The sequence below is a fragment of the Pseudomonas sp. EMN2 genome, from assembly GCF_009650555.1.
In the GTDB taxonomy this organism is placed as follows: Bacteria; Pseudomonadota; Gammaproteobacteria; order Pseudomonadales; family Pseudomonadaceae; genus Aquipseudomonas; species Aquipseudomonas sichuanensis.
Map to the genome: position 1 here is coordinate 1 of NZ_VZZR01000002.1, position 21,412 is coordinate 21,412.

A 21,412-nucleotide genomic window follows, 5' to 3' on the forward strand; every position below is an offset into this window, starting at 1 on the left:
CGCCGCGCCGCCAGCCGCCGAGCCCGTCGCCGTGACCCCGCCCGCGCCGGCTCCGCAACCGGCCCCCGAACAGGCTGCGCCGCGCGCCAGCGCCAAGCCCCAAGCCGCGCCGGCCGCCGCCGACAAGCCGGCCAGCGAGCCCGTCCGCGCGCAGCAGCCCGCCACGCCAAAGCCGCGTCGCGAGCGCAAGCCCAAACCCCAGGCCAGCCTGTGGAAGCCCGAAGACTTCGTGGTCGAGCCGCAAGAGGGCAAGACCCGCTTCCACGACTTCAAGCTCTCCAACGAGCTGATGCATGCCATCCACGACCTCGGGTTCCCGTATTGCACGCCGATCCAGGCCGGCGTGCTGGGCTACACCCTGCGTGGCCAGGACGCCATTGGCCGGGCCCAGACCGGCACCGGCAAGACCGCCGCGTTCCTGATCTCGATCATCTCGCAGCTGCAGCAGACCCCGCCGCCCAAGGAACGCTACATGGGCGAACCACGCGCGCTGATCATCGCCCCGACCCGCGAGCTGGTGGTGCAGATCGCCAAGGATGCCGTGGCCCTGACCAAGTACAGCGGCCTGAACGTGATGAGCTTCGTCGGCGGCATGGACTTCGACAAGCAGCTCAAGGCCCTCGAAGCCCGCCACTGCGACATCCTGGTGGCCACGCCGGGCCGCCTGCTGGACTTCCAGCAGCGCGGCGAGGTGCACCTGGACATGGTCGAGGTGATGGTCCTGGACGAAGCCGACCGCATGCTCGACATGGGCTTCATCCCCCAGGTGCGGCAGATCATCCGCCAGACCCCACCGAAGAGCGAGCGCCAGACCCTGCTGTTCTCCGCCACCTTCACCGACGACGTGATGAACCTGGCCAAGCAGTGGACCACCAACCCGGCCATCGTCGAGATCGAGCCGGAGAACGTCGCCAGCGAAACCGTCGAGCAGCACGTCTACGCCGTGGCCGGCAGCGACAAGTACAAGCTGCTGTACAACCTGGTAACGCAGAACAAGTGGGAACGGGTGATGGTGTTCGCCAACCGCAAGGACGAAGTGCGGCGCATCGAGGAAAAACTGGTGCGCGACGGCATCAACGCCGCCCAGCTTTCCGGCGATGTGCCGCAGCACAAGCGCATCCGCACCCTGGAAAACTTCCGCGAAGGGCGCATCACCGTGCTGGTGGCCACCGATGTGGCCGGCCGTGGCATCCACATCGACGGCATCAGCCATGTGATCAACTTCACCCTGCCGGAAGACCCGGACGACTACGTGCATCGCATTGGCCGTACCGGCCGCGCGGGTGCCGAGGGTGTGTCGATCAGCTTCGCTGGTGAGGACGACTCCTACCAGTTGCCGGCGATCGAGGAACTGCTGGGGCGCAAGATCAAGTGCGAGATGCCCCCGGACGAACTGCTCAAGCCGGTGCCGCGCAAAGGGCACTGAGGCACTGCCACACTTATTGGGGCTGTTCTGCAGCCCTTCGCGGGGCAAGCCCGCCCCCACAGGAATCACGCAATGCCGTACCTGTGGGAGCGGGCTTGCCCCGCGAAGGGCCGCAGGGCGGCCCCAATTGCTTTGCTTGACCTTGCCGTCTGTACCCGCGATATTGCTCCATAGAACAAAAAGTCCATAATGGACTAAAATGTTTATCTGGAGCCGTCCATGCCCACGCCCCTCGTCATCGATCAACAACACGCCCGCCACCTGCTCGGCAAGCTGGACGTGCCGCAGATCCTGCGCAAGCTGTTCCGCGACCTGGCCGCAGGCGAAGCGGTGCAGCCCCCTCAGCAACTGGTGGAGTTCCCCGCCGGGCGCGGCGACTTCATCAACTATGGCGGGGTGCTGGCCGAGGAACGCGTCTACGGAATCAAGACTTCGCCCTATATCGTCCGCGAACAGGGCCCACTGGTGACGGCCTGGACCCTGCTGATGTCGATGGACAGCGGCCAGCCGCTGCTGCTCTGCGACGCCGGCGAACTGACCACCGCGCGCACCGCCGCCACCACCGCCGTGGCCGTCGACGCCCTGGCCTCGCCCCAGGCCCGGCGCCTGACCGTGATCGGCAGCGGCGCCATTGCCCGTGCCCACCTGCACTATGTGCGTGGCCTGCGCCAATGGCAGGACATCCGCCTGTTCTCGCCGAGCCTCGTCCAGCAGAGCGCCGCGCAACGCCAGCAGCTGACCGACCTCGACCATCGCCTGCAACTGGCCGACAGCCTGGAGCAGGCGCTGATCGATGCCGACGTGATCATGCTGTGCACCTCCTCGGCAGGCCCGGTGATCGACCCCAGCCAACTGAGCAAGCCAGCCCTGATCACCTCGATCAGCACCAATGCCGTGCGCGCCCATGAAGTACCACCGGCCAGCCTGCAACACATGGATGTGTACTGCGATTACCGGGTAACCACCCCAGGCAGTGCCGGCGAAATGCTGATCGCCGCCGAGCAGACCGCCTGGCGGCCCGAGGCGATCATCGGCGACTTGGCGCAACTGCTCAGCGGCCAAGCGCCCGTGCCGAGCTACCAGCGCCACGCCTTCTTCCGCTCCATCGGCCTTGGCCTGGAAGACATCGCCTTGGCCAATGCCCTGTATCGCCTGCAGCAGGCCAGCTGAGGCCGGCCCGGATGACGCGCCGCCGTGATTGCGGCACACTCCCAGCGCCCTAGGCACAAGGGCGCTGATACCGCATGGAGCCTGCCACGATGCCTTCACCTTGCCCCGACCCGGCCCTGGACAACTACCGGGCCATCGCCGACGCGATCGCCACCCTGTTCTTCCCCCATGCCGAAGTGGTGCTGCACGACCTGCGCAGCCAGAAGGTCGACTACATCGCCAACAACCTGTCCAAACGCGAGATCGGCGACGATGCCGCCCTGGAAGACCTGCTTGAGCCCGGCACCGACGAAACCAACATCGGCCCCTACGAGAAGCTCAACTGGGACGGGCAGAAGATCCGTTCGCTGAGCACCGTGCTACGCGACGGTGCAGGCAAGCCCGTGGCGGTGCTGTGCATCAACCTGAACATCTCGCTGTTCGAAAACGCCCGGGCGGCGCTGGACCTGTTCCTCTCGCCGAGCCGGCTGATCCCCCAGCCCGATGCGCTGTTTCGCGACGACTGGCAGGAACGCATCAACACCTTCCTCAATGGCTGGCTGCGCGAGCACCAGCTGAGCCTGAGCGTGCTCAACCGCGACCACAAGCGCGAGCTGGTGCTGGCCCTGCATGCCGAGGGCGCGTTCAAAGGCAAGAGTGCGGCCAACTACGTGGCCAACGTGCTGGGGATGGGACGGGCGACGGTGTACAAGCACCTGAAGGAACTCAAGGCCTGAGCAGGCTCAGGCCTTGAGCGCGGGGCGGCTCAGTCGCCGTAGATGTCCGACTTGAAGTACTTGCCCTGGATCTTCTGGTATTCGCCACTGGCGCGCAGTGCGTCGATGGCGCCATTAAGCTGGCTGACCAACTCGCCGTTGCCCTTGCGCACGGCAATGCCGGCCCCTTCGCCGACGTATTTCGGGTCCTTCAGCTCCGGGCCGACGAAGGCGTAGTCGGCGCCGCGCGGCATTGACAGGAAGTCATCCAGCGGAATGGTGTCGGCGAAGATCGCATCCACACGCCCCGATGCCAGGTCCATGTAGATCTCTTCGTTGTTGCTGTAGCGCTTGACCTTGACGCCCTTGGGCTCGAGCACTTCGGTGGCGTAGCGGTCGGTGGTGGTGGCGCGCTGCACACCGATGGTCTTGCCGACCAGGCTCTGGTACTGGTCATCGACCGCCGCGCCCTTCTTCATCACCAGCCGTGACGAGGTGAAGTAGTACTTGTGGGTGAAATCCACGGACTTCTTGCGCTCGTCGGTGATGGTCATCGACGACAGGGCGGCGTCGATCTTCTTCACCTTCAGCGACGGGATCAACCCGTCGAACTCGACCTCGGTCCACACGCACTTGACCTTGAGCTGCGCGCACAAGGCATTGCCGATGTCATAGTCGAATCCGACGATTTCGCCCTTGTCGTTCTTCGAGGCAAACGGCGGGTAGGCCGCTTCGATGCCGATTCGCAGCTCGGAATTGGCGGCGAACAGGTTGCTGCTGGCCAACAGGCCCAGGGCCAGACCACTGATCAGGGTGATTTTCTTCATCGGAATCTCGCTCGCTCATTATTGGAGGTTGTGGTGCAAGACAGAGGTAAAGACAAAGGCCGCAAGGCCGTATGGAATCATTTTGTACTTATGATTCCATACTGGACTTTTGTGTCTTGAAACTCAACCACCTCCGAGACGAAATGCACGCCCCGAAAAAGCTGACTCACCAGCGCCGGGCAGCATCCTCATCGCTCTGCTTGCCCTCGACCCAGCGCGGGCCGTCGCCGGTCTGTTCTTTCTTCCAGAACGGCGCCCGGGTCTTGAGGTAATCCATGATGAAGTTGCAGGCGTCGAATGCCGCCTGGCGGTGTGCGCTGGCCACCCCGACGAACACGATAGGTTCGCCCGGCTCCAGGGCCCCGATGCGGTGCAACACCTCGACCTTGAGCAGCGGCCAGCGCCCCTCGGCCTCGACCACGATCTTGGCCAGGGCCTTCTCGGTCATGCCCGGGTAGTGTTCGAGGAACATCCCCGCCACGTCCTGGCCATCGTTGAAATCGCGCACGTAGCCGACAAAGCCGACCACCGCACCCACGCCGACGTTGGCGGCGTGCATGGCGTTGACCTCGAACCCCGGGTCGAACGCCGCCTCCTGCACACGTACGGCCATGCTCAGCCTCCGGTCACCGGCGGGAAGAACGCGACTTCGTCGCCCTCCTCCAGCGGCTCATCGAGCCTGCACAGTTCTTCGTTGCGCGCGCACATCAGGTTCTGTTCGGCCAGCACGGCGTACTGCCCACCCTTGGCCACCAAAGCCTGGCGCACATCGTCCAGCACCTTGAAGCTGCCCTCCACCCGCTCGGCATCGACGCCGAGCAATTCGCGATAGCGGGCGAAATACATGACCTTGACCTTCATCACCCCTCCACCTTGTAGTGGCCGCTCTTGCCGCCGAGCTTCTCCAGCAGGCGCACCTGCTCGATGACCATGCCTTTATCCACCGCCTTGCACATGTCGTAGATGGTCAGCGCGGCGACACTGGCCGCGGTCAGCGCTTCCATCTCGACCCCGGTCTGCCCGGCCAGCTTGCAGCGCGCGACGATGTGCACCACGTCCTCGCCCTCGGCGGCCAGCTCGACCTTGACGCTGGTGAGCATCAACGGGTGGCACAGCGGGATCAGGTCACTGGTCTTCTTCGCCGCCTGGATGCCGGCGATACGCGCCACGGCGAATACGTCACCCTTGGGGTGTTCGCCATCGACGATCATGCGCAAGGTGGCCGGCAACATGCGCACCCGCGCCTCGGCCAGCGCCTCGCGTGCGGTCACGGCTTTTTCAGTGACGTCGACCATGTTGGCGCGCCCCTGGGAATCAAGATGAGTCAGCACAGCTCTGCTCCTGTGAAGGGAAAGCAGAGTGTAAACCCGTGGGTCAGCTTTGAGCAGAGGGCATCGCGGGGCCGGCCCACTCCCACACATGAAAACCTGGGAGTGGGCCGGCCCCGCGAAGTGTTACAGATGCGACTCGGCGTACTCGGCCAGTACCGAGCGCGGCACACCTTGCAGGGTGATGTGCACGCCGTGGGGGAAGTCCTTGAAGCGTTCGGTCAGGTAGGTCAGCCCGGAACTGGTGGCCGACAGGTAGGGGGTGTCGATCTGCGCCAGGTTGCCCAGGCAGACCACCTTCGAACCTGCACCGGCACGGGTGATGATGGTTTTCATCTGGTGCGGGGTGAGGTTCTGGCACTCGTCGATCAGGATCAGGCTCTGCTGGAAGCTGCGCCCGCGGATGTAGTTCATCGACTTGAACTGCAGCGGGACCCTTTCGAGGATGTATTCGACGCTGCCGTGGGTGCTCTCGTCATCCATGTGCAAGGCTTCGAGGTTGTCGGTGATGGCGCCCAGCCACGGTTCCATCTTTTCCGCCTCGGTGCCCGGCAGGAAGCCGATCTCCTGGTCCAGCCCCTGCACGCTGCGGGTGGCGATGATGCGCCGGTAACGCTTGCTGACCATGGTCTGCTCGATGGCCGCGGCCAGTGCCAGGATGGTCTTGCCGGAGCCGGCGGCGCCGGTCAGGTTGACCAGGTGGATATCCGGGTCGAGCAAGGCGAACAGCGCCAGGCTCTGGTGGATGTCGCGCGGTTTCAGGCCCCAGGCCTCCTGGTGCAGCAGCGGCTCCTGGTGCAGGTCGAGCAGCAGCAGTTCGCTGTCGCGGATGCCCTTGACCCAACCGACGAAGCCCTGCTCATCGATGATGAACTCGTTGATGTGCACGGCCGGCAGGTTGTCGATCATCTGTACCCGATGCCAGGTGCGGCCACGCTCCTGACGGGTGTCGACCTTGCTGACCCGGTCCCAGAAGGAGCCGGTGACCGAGTGGTAGCCCTTGGACAGCAGGGACACGTCGTCGACCAACTGGTCGGTGCTGTAGTCCTCGGCGGCAATCCCGCAGGCGCGCGCCTTCAGGCGCATGTTGATGTCTTTGGTGACCAGCACCACGTCCAGGTCCGGGCGCTTGGCGCGCAGGTCCAGCAACTGGTTGATGATGATGTTGTCGGCAAGGTTTTCGGGGAGCAGGCGGTTCGGCTCGTTGCGCGTGCTCATGAGGATGGACAGGAAGCCCTTGGGCCCGCTCTTGCCGCGCTGGATCGGGACACCCTGCTCGACATCGCTGGGCGAGGCGTCGCCCAGGGTCTGGTCGATCAGGCGGATGGCCTGGCGACATTCGGCGGCGATGGTGTGTTTACCGGTCTTGAGCTTGTCGAGTTCCTCCAGCACCGTCATCGGCAGGGCGACGTGGTGCTCCTCGAAGTTGAGCAGGGCGTTAGGGTCGTGAATCAGGACGTTGGTATCGAGCACATACAGGATTGGCTGGTTGGAGGAAGGGTTGCGTCCTTGGTCATCCATACTCGGTCACCTTATGTGAAAGCCACACGGCGCATACGGCTGCGCCGCAAAGTGACTGCCGTTTTCCCCGTATCCGCGTTGTTACGGGCGGGGATTTCACCTGGCAAGGCTGGCGTGGATGACGCCACCTGTGCTGCAGGATTCGGCTGTCTGGTTCCTTGATACCGCAAAAACCATGACGGTAAAAAGTCTTTTTACGCACAGATGAAGTTTATTTTTCCGATTGACGAACAGGGCTTGGCGCGAGGGGTGGGTGGGACTACGCTCAGAGATCAGATGCGGTGTTTTTGCTGGTTTTTTGGTGATCAGTTCAGACATTGCAGCGCCCTACACATAGCCGCCAACACCCAATCAACAGCCAAACCTATTCCTTCACCCCATACTCCCGACACCCCTCCCAGCCAATCCCGCTCTGCGCCGTATGCTGCAACAACCACTCCAGCGCCGGCTGCGCCTTGGGCAGGTAGTCGCGGAACTGGATCACCCCCTTGCGCCACAACAGCATCAGGGTCATCACCCGCTGCGCCGAAGCCTCGGCGGTCAACGGCCCATCATCCTGTGCATCGATATCCCACAACGACACCCGCAACTGCTGGCCGGCCATGAACGCCTCGCCATCCCCGCGCCGCTGCCCGTAGGGCGGGCGGAACAATGGCACATATTGCGCTGGCAGGTCCGCCTGAACCCGCGCCTGGCTGCGCCGCAGCGAATCCTGCCAGCCCTGCCACTGGGCATGGGAGCGGTACTCCCAGCCCTGGATGCCCACGCACTGGCCTGCATACAGCCCGGCCAGCGCCCCGCTGTCACGACGCTGCTGCAGCCGATTGCCCAGCACGAAGAAGATGCCGTCGAGCTTCTGCCGACGCAGATAGTCGGCCAGGCCATCGGTGTTGCCGCCCACAGGGCCGGGGCCGCCGACGAAGCTCAGGAGGAACATGCGGTCGTTGAGTTCATCGCCGTTGCGCTCGCGCGCGGACAGCTTTTCCACCTCGCTGGAGGTCTGCGGGAACACCGCCGCCTTGCGCAGCAGCTCGTCCAGGTAGCGGGAGTGGAACTGGTGGCTGGGCTCGATCCAGGCAGCATAGAACTTGCCGACTTCTGCTGCGAACGTGGCCGACTTCATGCGCAAATCAGCCATCGACTCCAGCGGATAGCAAAACGACGCATCCTGCTCGCAACTCTGCTGCGCCTGCTGGTAATTGGTCCACAGCCGCTGCCACATGCGCGCCCGCAGCGCACGGATCACCGGCAAGTTGACCTGGCGCAGGCCCAGGCGCGCCGCCAGCGCCTGCTCATCGAGCATTTCGCTCTCGTGCAGTACCCGGGCAAACGAAAGAATCTCGGCGCGCGAGGCCACGTCGAACAACGCCGGGCTGTCGAGCTTTTCGGGCCACAGGCTGCGCTCGAAGCTGACGAAATCCGCAGGGGCAGCCTGTACGCCCAGGCTAAGCAGCCCGGCCAACAAGGCAAAAGCGATACGCACGATGAACGGTCTCCATGAAGGCATGCCGCGCACTATAGCGCGACGCCCGGCGAAACTCCGTGGCCATGTGCCCTGGCTATCGTCGCCATAGTTTGGCGTTGCCCCGTCGGCCCCGTAGAATCCGCCCATTGATTCCAGGAGCCGACCCGATGCTGACGGTGATTTCCCCCGCCAAGACCCTCGACTACGACACCCCGCCGGTAACCCAGCGCCACACCTTGCCCCAGTACCTGGACGACTCCCAGGAACTGATCGTGCAATTGCGCGAACTGTCGCCGGCACAGATCAGCGAACTGATGCACCTCTCCGACAAGCTCGCCGGCCTCAACGCCGCGCGCTTCGGCAGCTGGACCCCGGCCTTCAGCCCTGCCAACGCCAAGCAGGCGCTGCTGGCCTTCAAGGGTGACGTGTACACCGGCCTGGACGCCGAAAGCCTGACCGAAGACGACTTCAGCTATGCCCAGGACCACCTGCGCATGCTTTCCGGCCTGTACGGCCTGCTGCGCCCGCTGGACCTGATGCAGCCCTACCGCCTGGAAATGGGCACCAAGCTGGCCAATGCCCGCGGCAAGGACCTGTATGCCTTCTGGGGCACGCGCATCAGCGAGTGGCTGAACCAGGCCTTGGCCGAGCAGGGCGACGACGTGCTGCTCAACCTGGCCAGCAACGAGTACTTCAGCGCGGTGAAGAAGAGCGCCTTGAAGGCGCGGGTGATCAACGTCGACTTCAAGGACCTGAAGAACGGCCAGTACAAGATCATCAGCTTCTACGCCAAGAAGGCCCGCGGGATGATGAGCCGCTTCGTGATCGAGCAGCGCATCAACGACCCCGAGCAGCTCAAGCGCTTCGATGTGCAGGGCTACTACTACAGCGCCGAGCAGTCCAAGCCCGATCACCTGGTGTTCCTGCGCGATCACGCCGAAGGCTGATTGTTGTTCATCGCGGGGCAAGCCCGCTCCCACAAACCACGTGGGAGCGGGCTTGCCCCGCGATTGCATTGGCAGCCCTGCAACGGGGCACGCCCTGAAAAGCCATTTTTCAGACGCCAAAAAACCACCACTCCTACCTTTATCGCAAAACGCCATAAGACCGTTCGTAATTTTTTGACGAATTTTGAAAATATTTTTCGAATGCTGGCATATAACCATCCCGCTTCGTTTTCGCCCTTTATAACCGGGGGTGAAACTAGCGCGTGCCATCAAAGTGAAAGTATTTGCCACTGAAAAAATATTTAGAAATCTTTCATCCGCGCTGAACCCGGCCAGGAACTTCTACCGCGCCGCACGGCTCATAGCACCCGTAACAAGTTTCAAGCGCCGCAGCGTGAGAGATGACTTACAGATGACAAAGTGCCGCTATCGGGCACAACCAAACAAACTTCAAAGGCGGTACAGGAAGTGCCAAAAGCCATTATCCATGCAGGAGACAAGCGCCCCTAACATACGTCCTAGTGGTTGATTTCAAAGGATTTATCCACTTGAAAAAACAAGCACAGCAGTGCGCATACGGCGAACTGCAATAAAGACGGCTGCATTTCAGGGCACGCCTTATTAATACTGGCCTTAGCTTGCCAACGTTGAGTGCATAACTTTCTGCGCTCCGGATTTATTCATGCCTGCGCACGGTGAAGTGTCAATTCGCCAGGGAGCCGTGCGCCCGAAAACTGCTGGTCAATCAACCCGGCTGGCTCTTTCGAACAAGGGCCGGCGTGACAAACACACGAGGTGAATGCGATGCGTATCAGCATCTTTGGTTTGGGTTATGTGGGTGCAGTCTGTGCCGGTTGCCTGTCGGCACGCGGCCATGAAGTGATTGGTGTGGACGTGTCCAGCACCAAGATCGACCTGATCAACCGGGGCAAGTCGCCCATCGTCGAGCCGGGCCTGGAAGCACTGCTGCAACAGGGCGTGGCCAATGGCCGCCTGCGTGGCACCACCGATTTCGCCGAAGCCATCCGTGCCAGCGACGTGTCGATGATCTGCGTCGGTACCCCAAGCAAGAAAAACGGCGACCTGGGCCTGGAATACATCGAGTCGGTGTGCCGCGAAATCGGCTACGTACTGCGCGATACCAGCCGCCGCCACACCATCGTGGTACGCAGCACCGTGCTGCCGGGCACCGTCAAGAACGTGGTGATCCCGATCCTCGAAGACTGCTCGGGCAAGAAGGCCGGCGTCGACTTCGGCGTCGCGGTCAACCCCGAGTTCCTGCGTGAAAGCACCGCGATCAAGGACTACGACCAGCCACCGATGACCGTCATCGGCGAACTGGACAGCGCCAGCGGCGACGTGCTGCAGGCGCTGTACGAAGAACTCGACGCCCCGGTCATCCGCAAGCCGATCGAAGTGGCCGAGATGATCAAGTACACCTGCAACGTGTGGCACGCCACCAAGGTGACCTTCGCCAACGAGATCGGCAACATCGCCAAGGCCGTGGGCGTCGATGGCCGCGAGGTGATGGACGTGGTCTGCCAGGACAAGGTGCTCAACCTGTCCCAGTACTACATGCGTCCGGGCTTCGCCTTCGGCGGCTCGTGCCTGCCCAAGGACGTGCGCGCCCTCACCTACCGCGCCGCCAGCCTGGATGTGAAGGCACCGCTGCTCGACTCGCTGATGCGCAGCAACGAATCCCAGGTACAGAACGCCTTCGACATCATCGAAAGCCATGACAAGCGCAAGGTCGCCCTGCTCGGCCTGAGCTTCAAGGCCGGTACCGACGACCTGCGCGAAAGCCCGCTGGTGGAACTTGCCGAACGCCTGATCGGCAAGGGCTACCAGCTCGACATCTACGACCAGAACGTCGAGTACGCCCGGGTGCATGGCGCCAACAAGGAGTACATCGAGTCGAAGATCCCCCACGTTTCCTCGCTGCTCAACGCCAACTTCGAGCAGGTGGTCAACGACGCCGAGATCATCGTTTTGGGCAACCGTGACGAGCAGTTCCGCGCCCTCGCCCAGCAAGCGCCGGAAGGCAAGCAAGTGATCGACCTGGTCGGTTTCATGAGCAAGCCGACCTGCACCACCAGCCGTACCGAAGGTATCTGCTGGTAACCCCGGCCGGGCGGCGCGTCCCTCCCCAGCGCGCCGCCCGTCCACCCCCGAATTCTCGACGGATGCCGAACATGCAAAGGTTCCAGACAGTGCTGTTGCAGTGCGCCGGCTGGCTGCTCTACATGAGCCTGCTCATGCTGATCGCCCTGGCCCTGCCCAGCGATATCTTCGATTCGCAGTCGAAGCACTTCATCTTCCTGGTCGGTGCTGTCGGCATCTGGCGTTACTCCATGGGCGCCACCCATTTCATCCGCGGCATGATCTTCCTGTACATCGTCTACCCCTACCTGCGCCGCAAGGTGCAGAAGCTGGGCACGGCGGCCGACCCGTCGCACGTGTACCTGATGGTCACCAGCTTTCGCATCGACGCCCTGACCACCGCCCAGGTGTACAGCTCGGTGATCCGCGAGGCGATCGACTGCGGCTTCCCCACCACCGTGGTCTGCTCGCTGGTGGAAAAGTCCGACGAGCTGCTGGTGAAGAGCCTGTGGGCCAAGTACAACCCGCCCGACCACGTCACCCTGGACATCGTGCGCATCGCCGGTACCGGCAAGCGCGACGGCCTGGCCTACGGTTTTCGCGCCATCTCGCGGATGCTGCCCGACGACCACGCCGTGGTGGCGGTGATCGACGGCGACACCGTGCTCGGCGAGGGCGTGGTCCGCAAGACCGTGCCCTGGTTCAAGCTCTACCCCAACGTCGGCGGCCTGACCACCAACGAATTCTGTGAAGTGCGCGGCGGCTACATCATGAGCGAGTGGCACAAGCTGCGCTTCGCCCAGCGCCACATCAACATGTGCTCGATGGCCCTGAGCAAACGCGTGCTGACCATGACCGGGCGCATGTCGATGTTCCGCGCAAGCGTAGTGACCGACCCCGAGTTCATCGCCGATGTGGAAAGCGACTCGCTGATGCACTGGCGCCTGGGCCGCTTCAAGTTCCTCACCGGCGACGACAAGTCGAGCTGGTTCAGCCTGATGCGCCTGGGCTACGACACCTTCTACGTGCCGGACGCGGCGATCAACACGGTCGAACACCCGCCGGAGAAGAGCTTCGTCAAGGCCAGCCGCAAGCTGATGTACCGCTGGTACGGCAACAACCTGCGGCAGAACTCCCGCGCCCTGGGCCTGGGCCTCAAGCGCCTGGGGCTGTTCACCAGCATCGTGCTGTTCGACCAGCGCGTGTCGATGTGGACCAGCCTGCTGGGCCTGACCGTGGCGGTGATCGCCAGCTTCAAGTTCGGCCTGCAGTTCCTGCTGGTGTACCTGCTGTGGATCGGCATCACCCGCCTGATCCTCACCATCATGCTGCTGTGCTCGGGCCACAACGTCGGCCCCGCCTACCCGCTGATTCTCTATTACAACCAGATCGTCGGCGCGGTGATGAAGATCTACGTGTTCTTCCGCCTCGACAGGCAGTCCTGGACCCGCCAGCCCACTGCCCTCAAGCGCGACCTCGCCAGCTTTCAACAATGGTTCAACACCTGGTCCTCGCGGACCATGACCTTCTCGGCCGCGAGCATCTTCGTCGCCGTGCTGTTCATGGTCGTGTGAGCCCAACCCGGATCGGATAACAGGAACGAAATCGCCATGAATACCGCCGTGAACGTCAATGTCGTGCATGAGTCCGAAGCGCAGCGCCAGCACGCCCGGGTACGCATCCCCGCCAAGCTGCGCTACCTGGACGGCAACCGCGAGCCGCACGATGTGAAGGTGGACGATCTTTCCGCCGGGGGTCTGTCCTTCCACGCCAAGAAACCGCTCGCCGAAGGCGAAGTGCTGCGCGGGCGCCTGCAGTTCGTGGTCGACAACCTGGGGCTGTCGATGGACGTCGAGCTGCTGGTGCGCACCAGCAGCCGCGACACGGGCCGCACCGGCACCGAGTTCCAGAACCTGGAACCGCGCGACATCGCCACCCTGCGCCACATCATCACCAGCCACCTGTCCGGCGAGCTGATCAGCGTCGGCGACGTGCTCAGCACCCTGCAACGCGACAATTTCACCAAGGCGCGCAAGCAGAGTAACGCAGGCTCCGGCCTGTCCGCCTTCGGCCGCCTGAAGGCGGTCACCGTCACCGCCGGCGTGTTCGTGGTCGGCCTGGTGGCCTTCGGTTTCGTCGCCAAGTCGCTGTACGGCCTGTACTTCGTCAGCCATGCCGAAGCCGGCGTGGTCGCGGTGCCCACCACCACCGTCACCATGCCCCGTGACGGCAGCGTGCAGAGCCTGGTCGAAAACGGCACCCCGGTGGCCAAGGGCGCACCGCTGGCGACCTTCAACACCAGCATGCTCGATCTGCTCAAGGGCCACCTGGACGATTCGCAACTGGAGCCGGCCAAGGTCGAGGAGCTGTTCGGCAAGCAGCTTTCCGGCACCCTCACCAGCCCGTGCGACTGCGTGGTGTCGCGCCAGCTGGTGGATGACGGCCAGTACGCCAGCAAGGGCCAGCCGGTGTTCGCGCTGATCCCGCGGACCAGCAACCCGATGGTCGAAGCGCGCTTCAGCTACCGCCAGTTCGACGAAGTGAAGCCAGGCACCCGGGTCAACTTCCAGATCGCCGGCGAAGACGAGGTGCGCAGCGGCCGCATCGTCGGCAGCAGCAGCCTGGACACCGACAACCTGGCCTCCGATATCCGCGTGCAGATCAAGCCCGACGACGGCCTGCCGGCCGAGCTCGCCGGCCGCCCGGCCGCGGTCAACAGCGACCGTGGCCCGTCGCTGAACTGGCTGATCGACAAGGCCGTGGCCCGCGGGCTGTAAGAGGATCGGACGATGAAACCTTTGAATGGTTTTTCTCCTACAGGGACCGCGCCTCACCCCGTGGGAGCGGGCTTGCCCCGCGATCGAGCGCACAGCGCTCGCCCCTACACCTGGTGCACCCTGGCCCTGGCCATCACCCTGGCCGGCTGCGCCGGCCTGCCCGACCAGCGCCTGGCCAACGAAGCCCTCAAGCGCGGCGACACCGCCACCGCCGAGCGCAACTACAAGGCCCTGGCCGACCTCGGCTACAGCGACGCGCAAGTGGGCCTGGCCGATATCCAGGTGGCCACCCGCGAGCCGGCCAAGCTCAAGCAGGCCGAGGCCACCTACCGCGCCGCAGCCGCCACCTCGCCCCGCGCCCAGGCCCGCCTTGGCCGCCTGCTGGTAGCCAAGCCCGACAGCACCCAGGCCGAGCGCGAGGAGGCCGAGCGCCTGCTCAAGCAGGCCTCGCTGCAAGGCGAAGGCAACACCCTGATCCCGCTGGCGATGCTCTACCTGCAGTACCCGCAGAGCTTCCCCAAGGTCAACGCCCAGCAGCAGATCGACCAGTGGCGCGCCGCCGGCAACCCCGAAGCGGGCCTGGCCCAGGTGCTGCTGTACCGCACCCAGGGCAGCTACGACCAGCACCTGGGCGACGTGGAGAAAATCTGCAAGGCCGCGCTGACCAGCACCGACATCTGCTACGTCGAACTGGCCACCGTCTACCAGAAACGCGCCCAGCCCGACCAGCAGGCCGCCCTGCTCGACCAGCTCAAGGCCGCCTACGCCCGTGGCGCGGTGCCGGCCACCCGGGTCGACAGCGTCGCCCGCGTGCTGGCCGACCGCAGCCTGGGCCAGACCGACGAGAAGACCGCCAAGGCCCTGCTCGAGCAAGTCGCCCCGGCCAACCCGGCGTCCTGGGTGAGCCTGGCGCAACTGCTCTACGACTTCCCCGAACTGGGCGACACCGACCAACTGCTGGCCTACATCGACAAGGGCCGCGAAGCTGAACAGCCGCGCGCCGAACTGCTGCTGGGCCGCCTCTACTACGAAGGCAAGACCGTGCCGGCCGATGCCGCCAAGGCCGAGCAGCACCTGCAGGCCGCCGCCGACGCCGGTGAAGTCAGCGCCGACTACTACCTCGGCCAGCTCTACCGCCGTGGCTACCTGGGCACCGTCGAGCCGCAGAAAGCCGTCGACCACCTGCTCAGCGCCGCCCGTGGCGGGCAGAACAGCGCCGACTACGCCCTCGCCCAGCTGTTCAGCGAAGGCCATGGCATCCGCCCCGCGCCCACCAATGCCTGGGTGTTCGCCCAACTGTCGCAGGTCAACCCCACGCCGCAGTCGAGCGAGCTGTTGCAGCAGCTCGACCAGCAGCTCACGCCCGAACAGCGCAGCCAGGCCCAGCAACTGCTGGCGCAGGAAAAACAGGCGCGCAGCAGCCTGTTCCAGGGCGGTAACAGCACCCTGGCCATCGAGGCCCTGCAAGACGACGAAACAGCCGTAGACGCCGAGGATTCGCTATGACGCTCAACCCCTTCGTGAAAGCCGGCATCGGCCTGAGCTTCGCCCTGTTGTGGTCGATGCCGACCCTGGCCGCCGAAACCGCACAGAAGAACTTCGGCCTGGATGTGAAGATCACCGGCCAATCCGAGGACGACCGCGACCTGGGCACCCGCTCCGGCGGCGACGTCAACGGCCTGGGCCTTGACCTGCGCCCCTGGGTGTACGGCGAGCGTGGCAACTGGAGCGCCTTCGCCATGGGCCAGGCGGTCACCGCCACCGACATCATCGAAACCGACACCCTGCGCCAGAACGACGACGGCAGCACCACCGACAATGGCGATGACAGCCGCAAGCCGGACAAGAGCTACCTGGCCATGCGCGAATTCTGGGTCGGCTACAGCGGCCTCACCGCCTACCCCGGCGAGCAACTGCGCCTGGGCCGCCAGCGCCTGCGCAGCGACGACGGCATGTGGCGCGACACCAACATCGAAGCACTGAACTGGACCTTCGACACCACCCTGCTCAAAGCCGACCTGGGCGTGGCCCAGCGCTTCAGCGAATACCGCACCGACCTCACCGAGCTGGCCCCGCAAGACAAGGACCGCACGCACATCTTCGGCAACGTCGCCACCCAGTGGACGCCCGGCCATTGGGTCGGCGTGCGCGCCCACCACACCCACGACAGCGGCAGCCTGAAGAGCCCCGGCGAAAGCGTCGACGCCCTCGACAAGACCCGCACCGGCGATCTCACCTGGCTGGGCCTGGAAGCCAACAGCGACGCCTACAACTGGCGCAACGACCACACCGTCAACTACTGGGGCAGCGTCACCTGGCTGACCGGCGACCGCGACACCCTCAGCAGCCAGGCCGTGGGCAACGACCAGGTCGCCACCGGCAAGCAGAGCGGCGACGTCAACGCCTGGGCCACCGACCTTGGCATCCGCCTGCGCCTGGACCCCAACTGGCAGGTCGGCGCGGCCTACGCCCGAGGCAGCGGCGGTGGTGGCAGCGACGGTTCGAACAACTTCGAGCAGACCGGCCTTGAGAGCAACCGCTCCAACTTCACCGGCACCCGCTCGCGCGTGCACCGCTTCGGCGAAGCCTTCCGCGGCGAGCTGGGCAACCTGCAGGCGGCCACCCTGTTTACCTCCTGGCAGCTGCGCGACGACTACGACGCCAGCCTCATCTACCACAAGTTCTGGCGTGTCGACGGCAAGCAGAACATCGGCTCCAGCGGCATCAACGCGACAGTCGACGACGGCGGCGTGAACCGCCCGCTGGTCAACGGCGAGAAAGACCTCGGCCAGGAAATGGACGTGGTCGTGACCAAGTACTTCAAGCAAGGCCTGCTGCCGGCCTCGCTCAGCCAGTCGATCGACGAGCCTTCGGCGCTGGTGCGCCTGCGCGCCGGTGTGTTCAAGCCGGGCGACGCCTACGGCAAAGAGGCCGACTCGTACATGCACCGCGCCTTCGTCGACGTGATCTGGCGCTTCTGAGGCCGGGAGAGGATTTGACATGAACCTGCACCCGAACCTTCGCCATAGCCTGCTGGCCAGCGCCCTGCTGCTGGCCGCAGGCCTGGCCCAGGCCGCCGAGCCGGAAATGGCCAAGGGGCTGCAACAGGCCAAGACCTACACCGTCGCCAGCGCGCCGATCGAGCCGCTGCTGATGGACCCGCCCAAGCTGCCCGACCTGTCCGGCTACACCGCCGCCGCCGTGCAGAAGAAGATCGACCGCGCGCACAAGGGCAAGGTCAGCGTGCGCCGCATGCTCCAGGAAGACACCCTCAAGGAGTTCATCGGCGGCGACAACAAGGGCGCCGAATGGGTGCGCCGCCAGCACGGCATCCCCCAGGCGATCTTCGTCGACGACGGCCATGTCGACCTGGTGGAGCTGAGCAAGAAGGTACCCGACCAGTACCTGCGCGAAACCGCGCCTGGTGTGTACCTGGCGCGCCTGCCGATCGTGGTCGGGCGCAAGGGCGTGCTGGAGATCGACGGCAAGGTGAAGGAGCTGCGCCTGTCCGAAGAGGGCGGCGCGTTCATCGTCAATGACGGCAAGCTGTTCGTCAGCGACACCCGGGTGACCGGCTGGCGTGAACAGGCCAATGGCCCGGCAACCTTCCGCAAGCCCGATGAATTCCGCCCGTTCCTGCTCAGCTGGGGCGGCACCGAGACCTACATCGTCAACAGCAAGATGGCCAGCTTCGGCTACGCCAAGTCCAAGTCCTATGGTGTGAGCATCTCGCAGTACACGCCGAACATGGCCAAGCAGATGGGCCGCCCGGAACCCACCGGCTGGATCATCGGCTCCGAGTTCAGCGACATGTGGTACGGCTTCTACTGCTACGAGACCAGCGACTTCGTGGTCAAGGACAGCACCTACCGCGACAACATCGTCTACGGCATCGACCCTCACGACCGCTCGCACCGCCTGATCATCGCCGGCAACACGGTGTACGGCACCAAGAAGAAGCACGGGATCATCGTCTCCCGCGAGGTCAACGACAGCTGGATCATCAACAACAAGAGCTACGACAACAAGCTCTCGGGCGTGGTGATCGACCGTAACAGCGTCAACAACCTGATCGCCTACAACGAGATCTACCGCAACCACACCGACGGCATCACCTTGTACGAGAGCGGCGACAACCTGATCTGGGGCAACAAGCTGATCAACAACCGCCGCCACGGCATCCGCGTGCGCAACAGCGTGAACATCCGCCTGTACGAGAACGTCGCCATGGCCAATGGCCTGGTGGGCGTATACGGGCACATCAAGGACCTCTCCGACACCGACCGCGACATCGCCCTCGACCCGTTCGACACCAAGGTGTCACTGATCGTGGTCGGTGGCGAGCTGGCGGCCAATGGCTCCGGCCCCTTGTCGATCGACTCGCCGCTGTCGGTGGAGCTGTACAAGGTGTCGATGCTGATGCCGCGCAAGGCCAACGGCATCAGCTTCAACGGTGTGCTGGGCGAGCGCCAGGACGAAATCCTCGACCTGCTGGTGCGCCAGCAGAAGGCCGTGCTGATCGACCCGGTCGAACGCCAGACCGAAATGATCGATTAAGGAAGCCCAGACCATGACCCCACACCTGATCAAACTGCTCGGCCTGTCCGCCGCCCTCCTGGCCATCAGCCAGGGCGTGCGCGCCGAGGACGTCAAGGCGCCGACCTTCAGCGCCGAACCCTGCTGCCAGCTGTGCCCCGAGGCCCATGACGCCAGCCGCTACACCACGCGCTACCAGCAGAACTTCACCACCCTGGTGCAAGCCCAGGGCGACTGGCTGTTCCGTACCCGTGAAGACCTGCGCACCGAGTTCGACACCACCCCCGGCGGCTACAAGCGCCTGCAGCAAGTGCACGACGCATTCAAGAAGCGCGGCGTGGAGCTTGTGGTGGTGTACCAGCCCACCCGTGGCCTGGTGAACCGCAACATGCTCAAGCCCGAAGAGAAGGCCGCGTTCAATTACCAGAAGGCCCTGCACAACTACCAGGCCATGCTCGCCCGCTTCAGCAAGATGGGCTACAACGTGCCCGACCTGTCGCCGCTGACCAACGAACAACTGGCCGCCGCCGACCAGGGCAAGGACTTCTACTTCCGTGGCGACCAGCACTGGACGCCTTACGGTGCCGAGCGCGCCGCCAAGATCGTGGCCGACACCGTGCACCACATGCCGGCCTTCGAAGGCATCCCGCGCAAGGAGTTCGAGACCAAGAAGTCCGGGCGCATGGGCAAGACCGGCACCCTGCACAACGTCGCCGGCCAGCTCTGCGGCACCAGCTACGCGGTGCAGTACATGGACCAGTTCGCCACCGAGCCCAAGGGCGGCGCCAGCGGCGGCGACGACCTGTTCGGTGACTCGGGCAACGCGCAGATCACCCTGGTGGGCACCAGCCACAGCGGCAAGAACTACAACTTCTCGGGCTTCCTGGAGCAGTACATCGGCGCCGACGTGCTCAACGTCGCCTTCCCCGGCGGTGGCCTGGAAGGCTCGATGATCCAGTACCTGGGCAGCGAGGAATTCCAGAACCACCCACCGAAGATCCTGATCTGGGAATTCTCCCCGCTGTACCGCCTGGACCAGGAAACCATCTGGCGGCAGATCCTCGGCCTGCTCGACGACGGCTGCGACGGCCGCCCTGCGCAGATGAGCGCCAGCGCCACCCTCAAGCCCGGCAAGAACGAGCTGATGGTCAACGGCAAGAACGGCGTGATCAAGGACCTGGTCAACCGCAACCACCAGCTCGACATCAAGTTCGAGGACAGCTCGGTGAAAGTGCTGCAGGCCACCCTGTGGTACCTCAACGGCCGCCACGAGGACATCAAGATCGAGAAGCCCACGACCTCCGACACCGACGGCCGCTTCGTCTTCCAGATGCGCGAGGACGAAGACTGGGCGGGCCAGAACCTGCTGGCCCTGGAAGTCCAGGGGCCGGAAAGCGGCACCCAGAAAGTCGAAGCGAAACTGTGCAAACGCAACAACTTTGCCAGCCCCGCGCAGCACACCGCGCAAGCTGGCCAGTGAGGCGACCATGACATCCATCAGCCACAAGACTGCACCCGCCCTGCTCGCCCTCGCCCTGTTCGGCGGTGCGGCGCAGGCCGCGCTGGTACCGCCCCAGGGGTACTACGAGGGCATCGAGAAGCTCAAGACCGGCGACGGCAACTTCCGCTGCGAGGCGGCGCCCAGGCCCTACACCGGTTCGCTGCAGTTTCGCAGCAAGTACGAGGGCTCCGACAAGGCCCGCGCGACGCTCAATGTCGCCTCGGAGAAAGCCTTCCGTGACTCGACCAAGGACATCACCACCCTCGAGAAAGGCGTGAGCAAGATGATCGGCCAGTACATGCGCGACGGCCGCCCGGCCCAGCTCGACTGCGCCCTGGACTGGCTCGGCAGCTGGGCCCGCGCCGACGCATTGATGTCCACCGACTACAACCACACCGGCAAGTCCATGCGCAAATGGGCGCTGGGCAGCATGAGCGGTTCGTGGCTGCGCCTGAAGTTCTCCAACTCGCAGCCGCTGGCCGCGCACCAGGCCGAGGCCGAAGCCATCGAAAAATGGCTGGGCCGCCTGGCCTCGCAAACCGTGCGCGACTGGAGCGACCTGCCGCTGGAGAAGATCAACAACCACAGCTACTGGGCGGCCTGGTCGGTGATGGCCACCGCCGTGGCCACCGACCGGCGCGACCTGTTCGACTGGGCGGTGAAGGAATACCGGGTCGGCGCCAACCAGGTCGATGCCCAGGGCTTTTTGCCCAACGAGCTCAAGCGCAAGCAGCGCGCCCTGGCCTACCACAACTACGCCCTGCCGCCGCTGGCGATGATTGCCAGCTTCGCCCAGGCCAATGGCGTGGATGTGCGCGGCGAGAACGACAACGCCCTGCGCCGCCTCGGCGAGAAAGTGCTGAACGGCTCGAAAGACCCCAGCGCGTTCAAGGCCCGCAACGGCGAGAAGCAGGACATGGGCGACCTGAAGATCGACAGCAAGTACGCCTGGCTCGAACCCTGGTGCCAGCTGTACCGCTGCGACGCCGCCACCCTAAAGCGCAAGCACGGCATGCAGCCGTTCAACAGCTTCAGGCTGGGCGGTGATGTGACGCGGGTCTACGACCCGCAGGCCGAACAGAAAAAGTAAGTCGTTGTGGGAGCGGGCTTGCCCCGCGA

19 protein-coding genes are annotated in these 21,412 nt (G+C 64.4%); 12 read left to right on the plus strand and 7 right to left on the minus strand.

What is annotated here, in order from left to right; all coding sequences use genetic code 11:
• From rhlB to F6X61_RS00105, 3 genes are all read left to right on the plus strand, one after another.
• Positions 1-1,426 (plus strand): ATP-dependent RNA helicase RhlB (gene rhlB, locus F6X61_RS00095; RefSeq protein WP_153784841.1); only part of this gene is annotated, 1,426 nt, incomplete at its 5' end.
• A gap of 219 nt (positions 1,427-1,645) precedes the next feature.
• Positions 1,646-2,596, plus strand: a complete 951-nt coding sequence (locus F6X61_RS00100) for an ornithine cyclodeaminase family protein (protein WP_153784842.1) — start codon at positions 1,646-1,648, stop codon at positions 2,594-2,596.
• 89 nt (positions 2,597-2,685) lie between these two features.
• Entirely contained in the window at positions 2,686-3,312 is a 627-nt protein-coding gene (locus F6X61_RS00105) for a transcriptional regulator (RefSeq protein WP_153784843.1), read from the plus strand.
• Between the two features lie 29 nt (positions 3,313-3,341).
• Here the strand turns inward: F6X61_RS00105 and F6X61_RS00110 are convergent, their stop codons facing one another.
• From F6X61_RS00110 to F6X61_RS00140, 7 genes are all read right to left on the minus strand, one after another.
• The gene (locus F6X61_RS00110) at positions 3,342-4,118 is read right to left on the minus strand and encodes an ABC transporter substrate-binding protein (protein WP_153784844.1); all 777 of its coding nucleotides are present in this window, start codon (positions 4,116-4,118) and stop codon (positions 3,342-3,344) included.
• A gap of 166 nt (positions 4,119-4,284) precedes the next feature.
• On the minus strand, positions 4,285-4,731 hold the full coding sequence (moaE, locus tag F6X61_RS00115) for a molybdopterin synthase catalytic subunit MoaE (protein WP_153784845.1): 447 nt from the start codon (positions 4,729-4,731) through the stop codon (positions 4,285-4,287).
• A gap of 2 nt (positions 4,732-4,733) precedes the next feature.
• Positions 4,734-4,979 (minus strand): molybdopterin converting factor subunit 1, encoded by a 246-nt coding sequence (gene moaD, locus F6X61_RS00120; protein ID WP_153784846.1) that lies wholly within the window; start codon positions 4,977-4,979, stop codon positions 4,734-4,736.
• Positions 4,979-5,449, minus strand: a complete 471-nt coding sequence (gene moaC, locus F6X61_RS00125) for a cyclic pyranopterin monophosphate synthase MoaC (protein ID WP_153784847.1) — start codon at positions 5,447-5,449, stop codon at positions 4,979-4,981. The genes moaD and moaC overlap by 1 nt, the downstream gene beginning before the upstream one ends.
• A gap of 123 nt (positions 5,450-5,572) precedes the next feature.
• A complete protein-coding gene (locus F6X61_RS00130) occupies positions 5,573-6,967 on the minus strand; it encodes a PhoH family protein (RefSeq protein WP_153784848.1) in 1,395 nt (464 codons plus the stop codon).
• 96 nt (positions 6,968-7,063) lie between these two features.
• Positions 7,064-7,285, minus strand: a complete 222-nt coding sequence (locus F6X61_RS00135; protein WP_153784849.1) for a hypothetical protein — start codon at positions 7,283-7,285, stop codon at positions 7,064-7,066.
• Between the two features lie 46 nt (positions 7,286-7,331).
• A complete protein-coding gene (locus F6X61_RS00140; RefSeq protein WP_153784913.1) occupies positions 7,332-8,450 on the minus strand; it encodes a polysaccharide deacetylase family protein in 1,119 nt (372 codons plus the stop codon).
• A gap of 149 nt (positions 8,451-8,599) precedes the next feature.
• On the opposite strand from F6X61_RS00140, the gene yaaA reads away from it, so the two are divergent.
• From yaaA to F6X61_RS00185, 9 genes are all read left to right on the plus strand, one after another.
• Positions 8,600-9,379, plus strand: a complete 780-nt coding sequence (gene yaaA, locus F6X61_RS00145; protein WP_153784850.1) for a peroxide stress protein YaaA — start codon at positions 8,600-8,602, stop codon at positions 9,377-9,379.
• 804 nt (positions 9,380-10,183) lie between these two features.
• Positions 10,184-11,500, plus strand: a complete 1,317-nt coding sequence (locus F6X61_RS00150) for a nucleotide sugar dehydrogenase (RefSeq protein WP_153784851.1) — start codon at positions 10,184-10,186, stop codon at positions 11,498-11,500.
• 71 nt (positions 11,501-11,571) lie between these two features.
• Positions 11,572-13,053, plus strand: a complete 1,482-nt coding sequence (locus F6X61_RS00155) for a glycosyltransferase family 2 protein (RefSeq protein ID WP_178125726.1) — start codon at positions 11,572-11,574, stop codon at positions 13,051-13,053.
• Between the two features lie 36 nt (positions 13,054-13,089).
• Positions 13,090-14,256, plus strand: a complete 1,167-nt coding sequence (locus tag F6X61_RS00160) for an alginate biosynthesis protein Alg44 (RefSeq protein WP_153784853.1) — start codon at positions 13,090-13,092, stop codon at positions 14,254-14,256.
• Between the two features lie 12 nt (positions 14,257-14,268).
• Positions 14,269-15,762 carry an alginate biosynthesis TPR repeat lipoprotein AlgK gene (gene algK, locus F6X61_RS00165; protein ID WP_256671255.1) on the plus strand — a complete coding sequence of 498 codons (1,494 nt, stop codon included), beginning with the start codon at positions 14,269-14,271 and terminating at the stop codon, positions 15,760-15,762.
• On the plus strand, positions 15,759-17,237 hold the full coding sequence (locus F6X61_RS00170; RefSeq protein WP_153784855.1) for an alginate export family protein: 1,479 nt from the start codon (positions 15,759-15,761) through the stop codon (positions 17,235-17,237). Before algK ends, F6X61_RS00170 begins: the two co-directional genes overlap by 4 nt.
• 19 nt (positions 17,238-17,256) lie before the next feature.
• Positions 17,257-18,813 (plus strand): mannuronan 5-epimerase AlgG, encoded by a 1,557-nt coding sequence (gene algG / locus F6X61_RS00175; protein WP_153784856.1) that lies wholly within the window; start codon positions 17,257-17,259, stop codon positions 18,811-18,813.
• 13 nt (positions 18,814-18,826) lie between these two features.
• Positions 18,827-20,272 (plus strand): alginate O-acetyltransferase, encoded by a 1,446-nt coding sequence (locus F6X61_RS00180; RefSeq protein WP_153784857.1) that lies wholly within the window; start codon positions 18,827-18,829, stop codon positions 20,270-20,272.
• Positions 20,273-20,279: 7 nt separating this feature from the next.
• Entirely contained in the window at positions 20,280-21,383 is a 1,104-nt protein-coding gene (locus F6X61_RS00185) for a mannuronate-specific alginate lyase (RefSeq protein WP_153784858.1), read from the plus strand.
• The last annotated feature ends 29 nt before the right edge of the window (positions 21,384-21,412 follow it).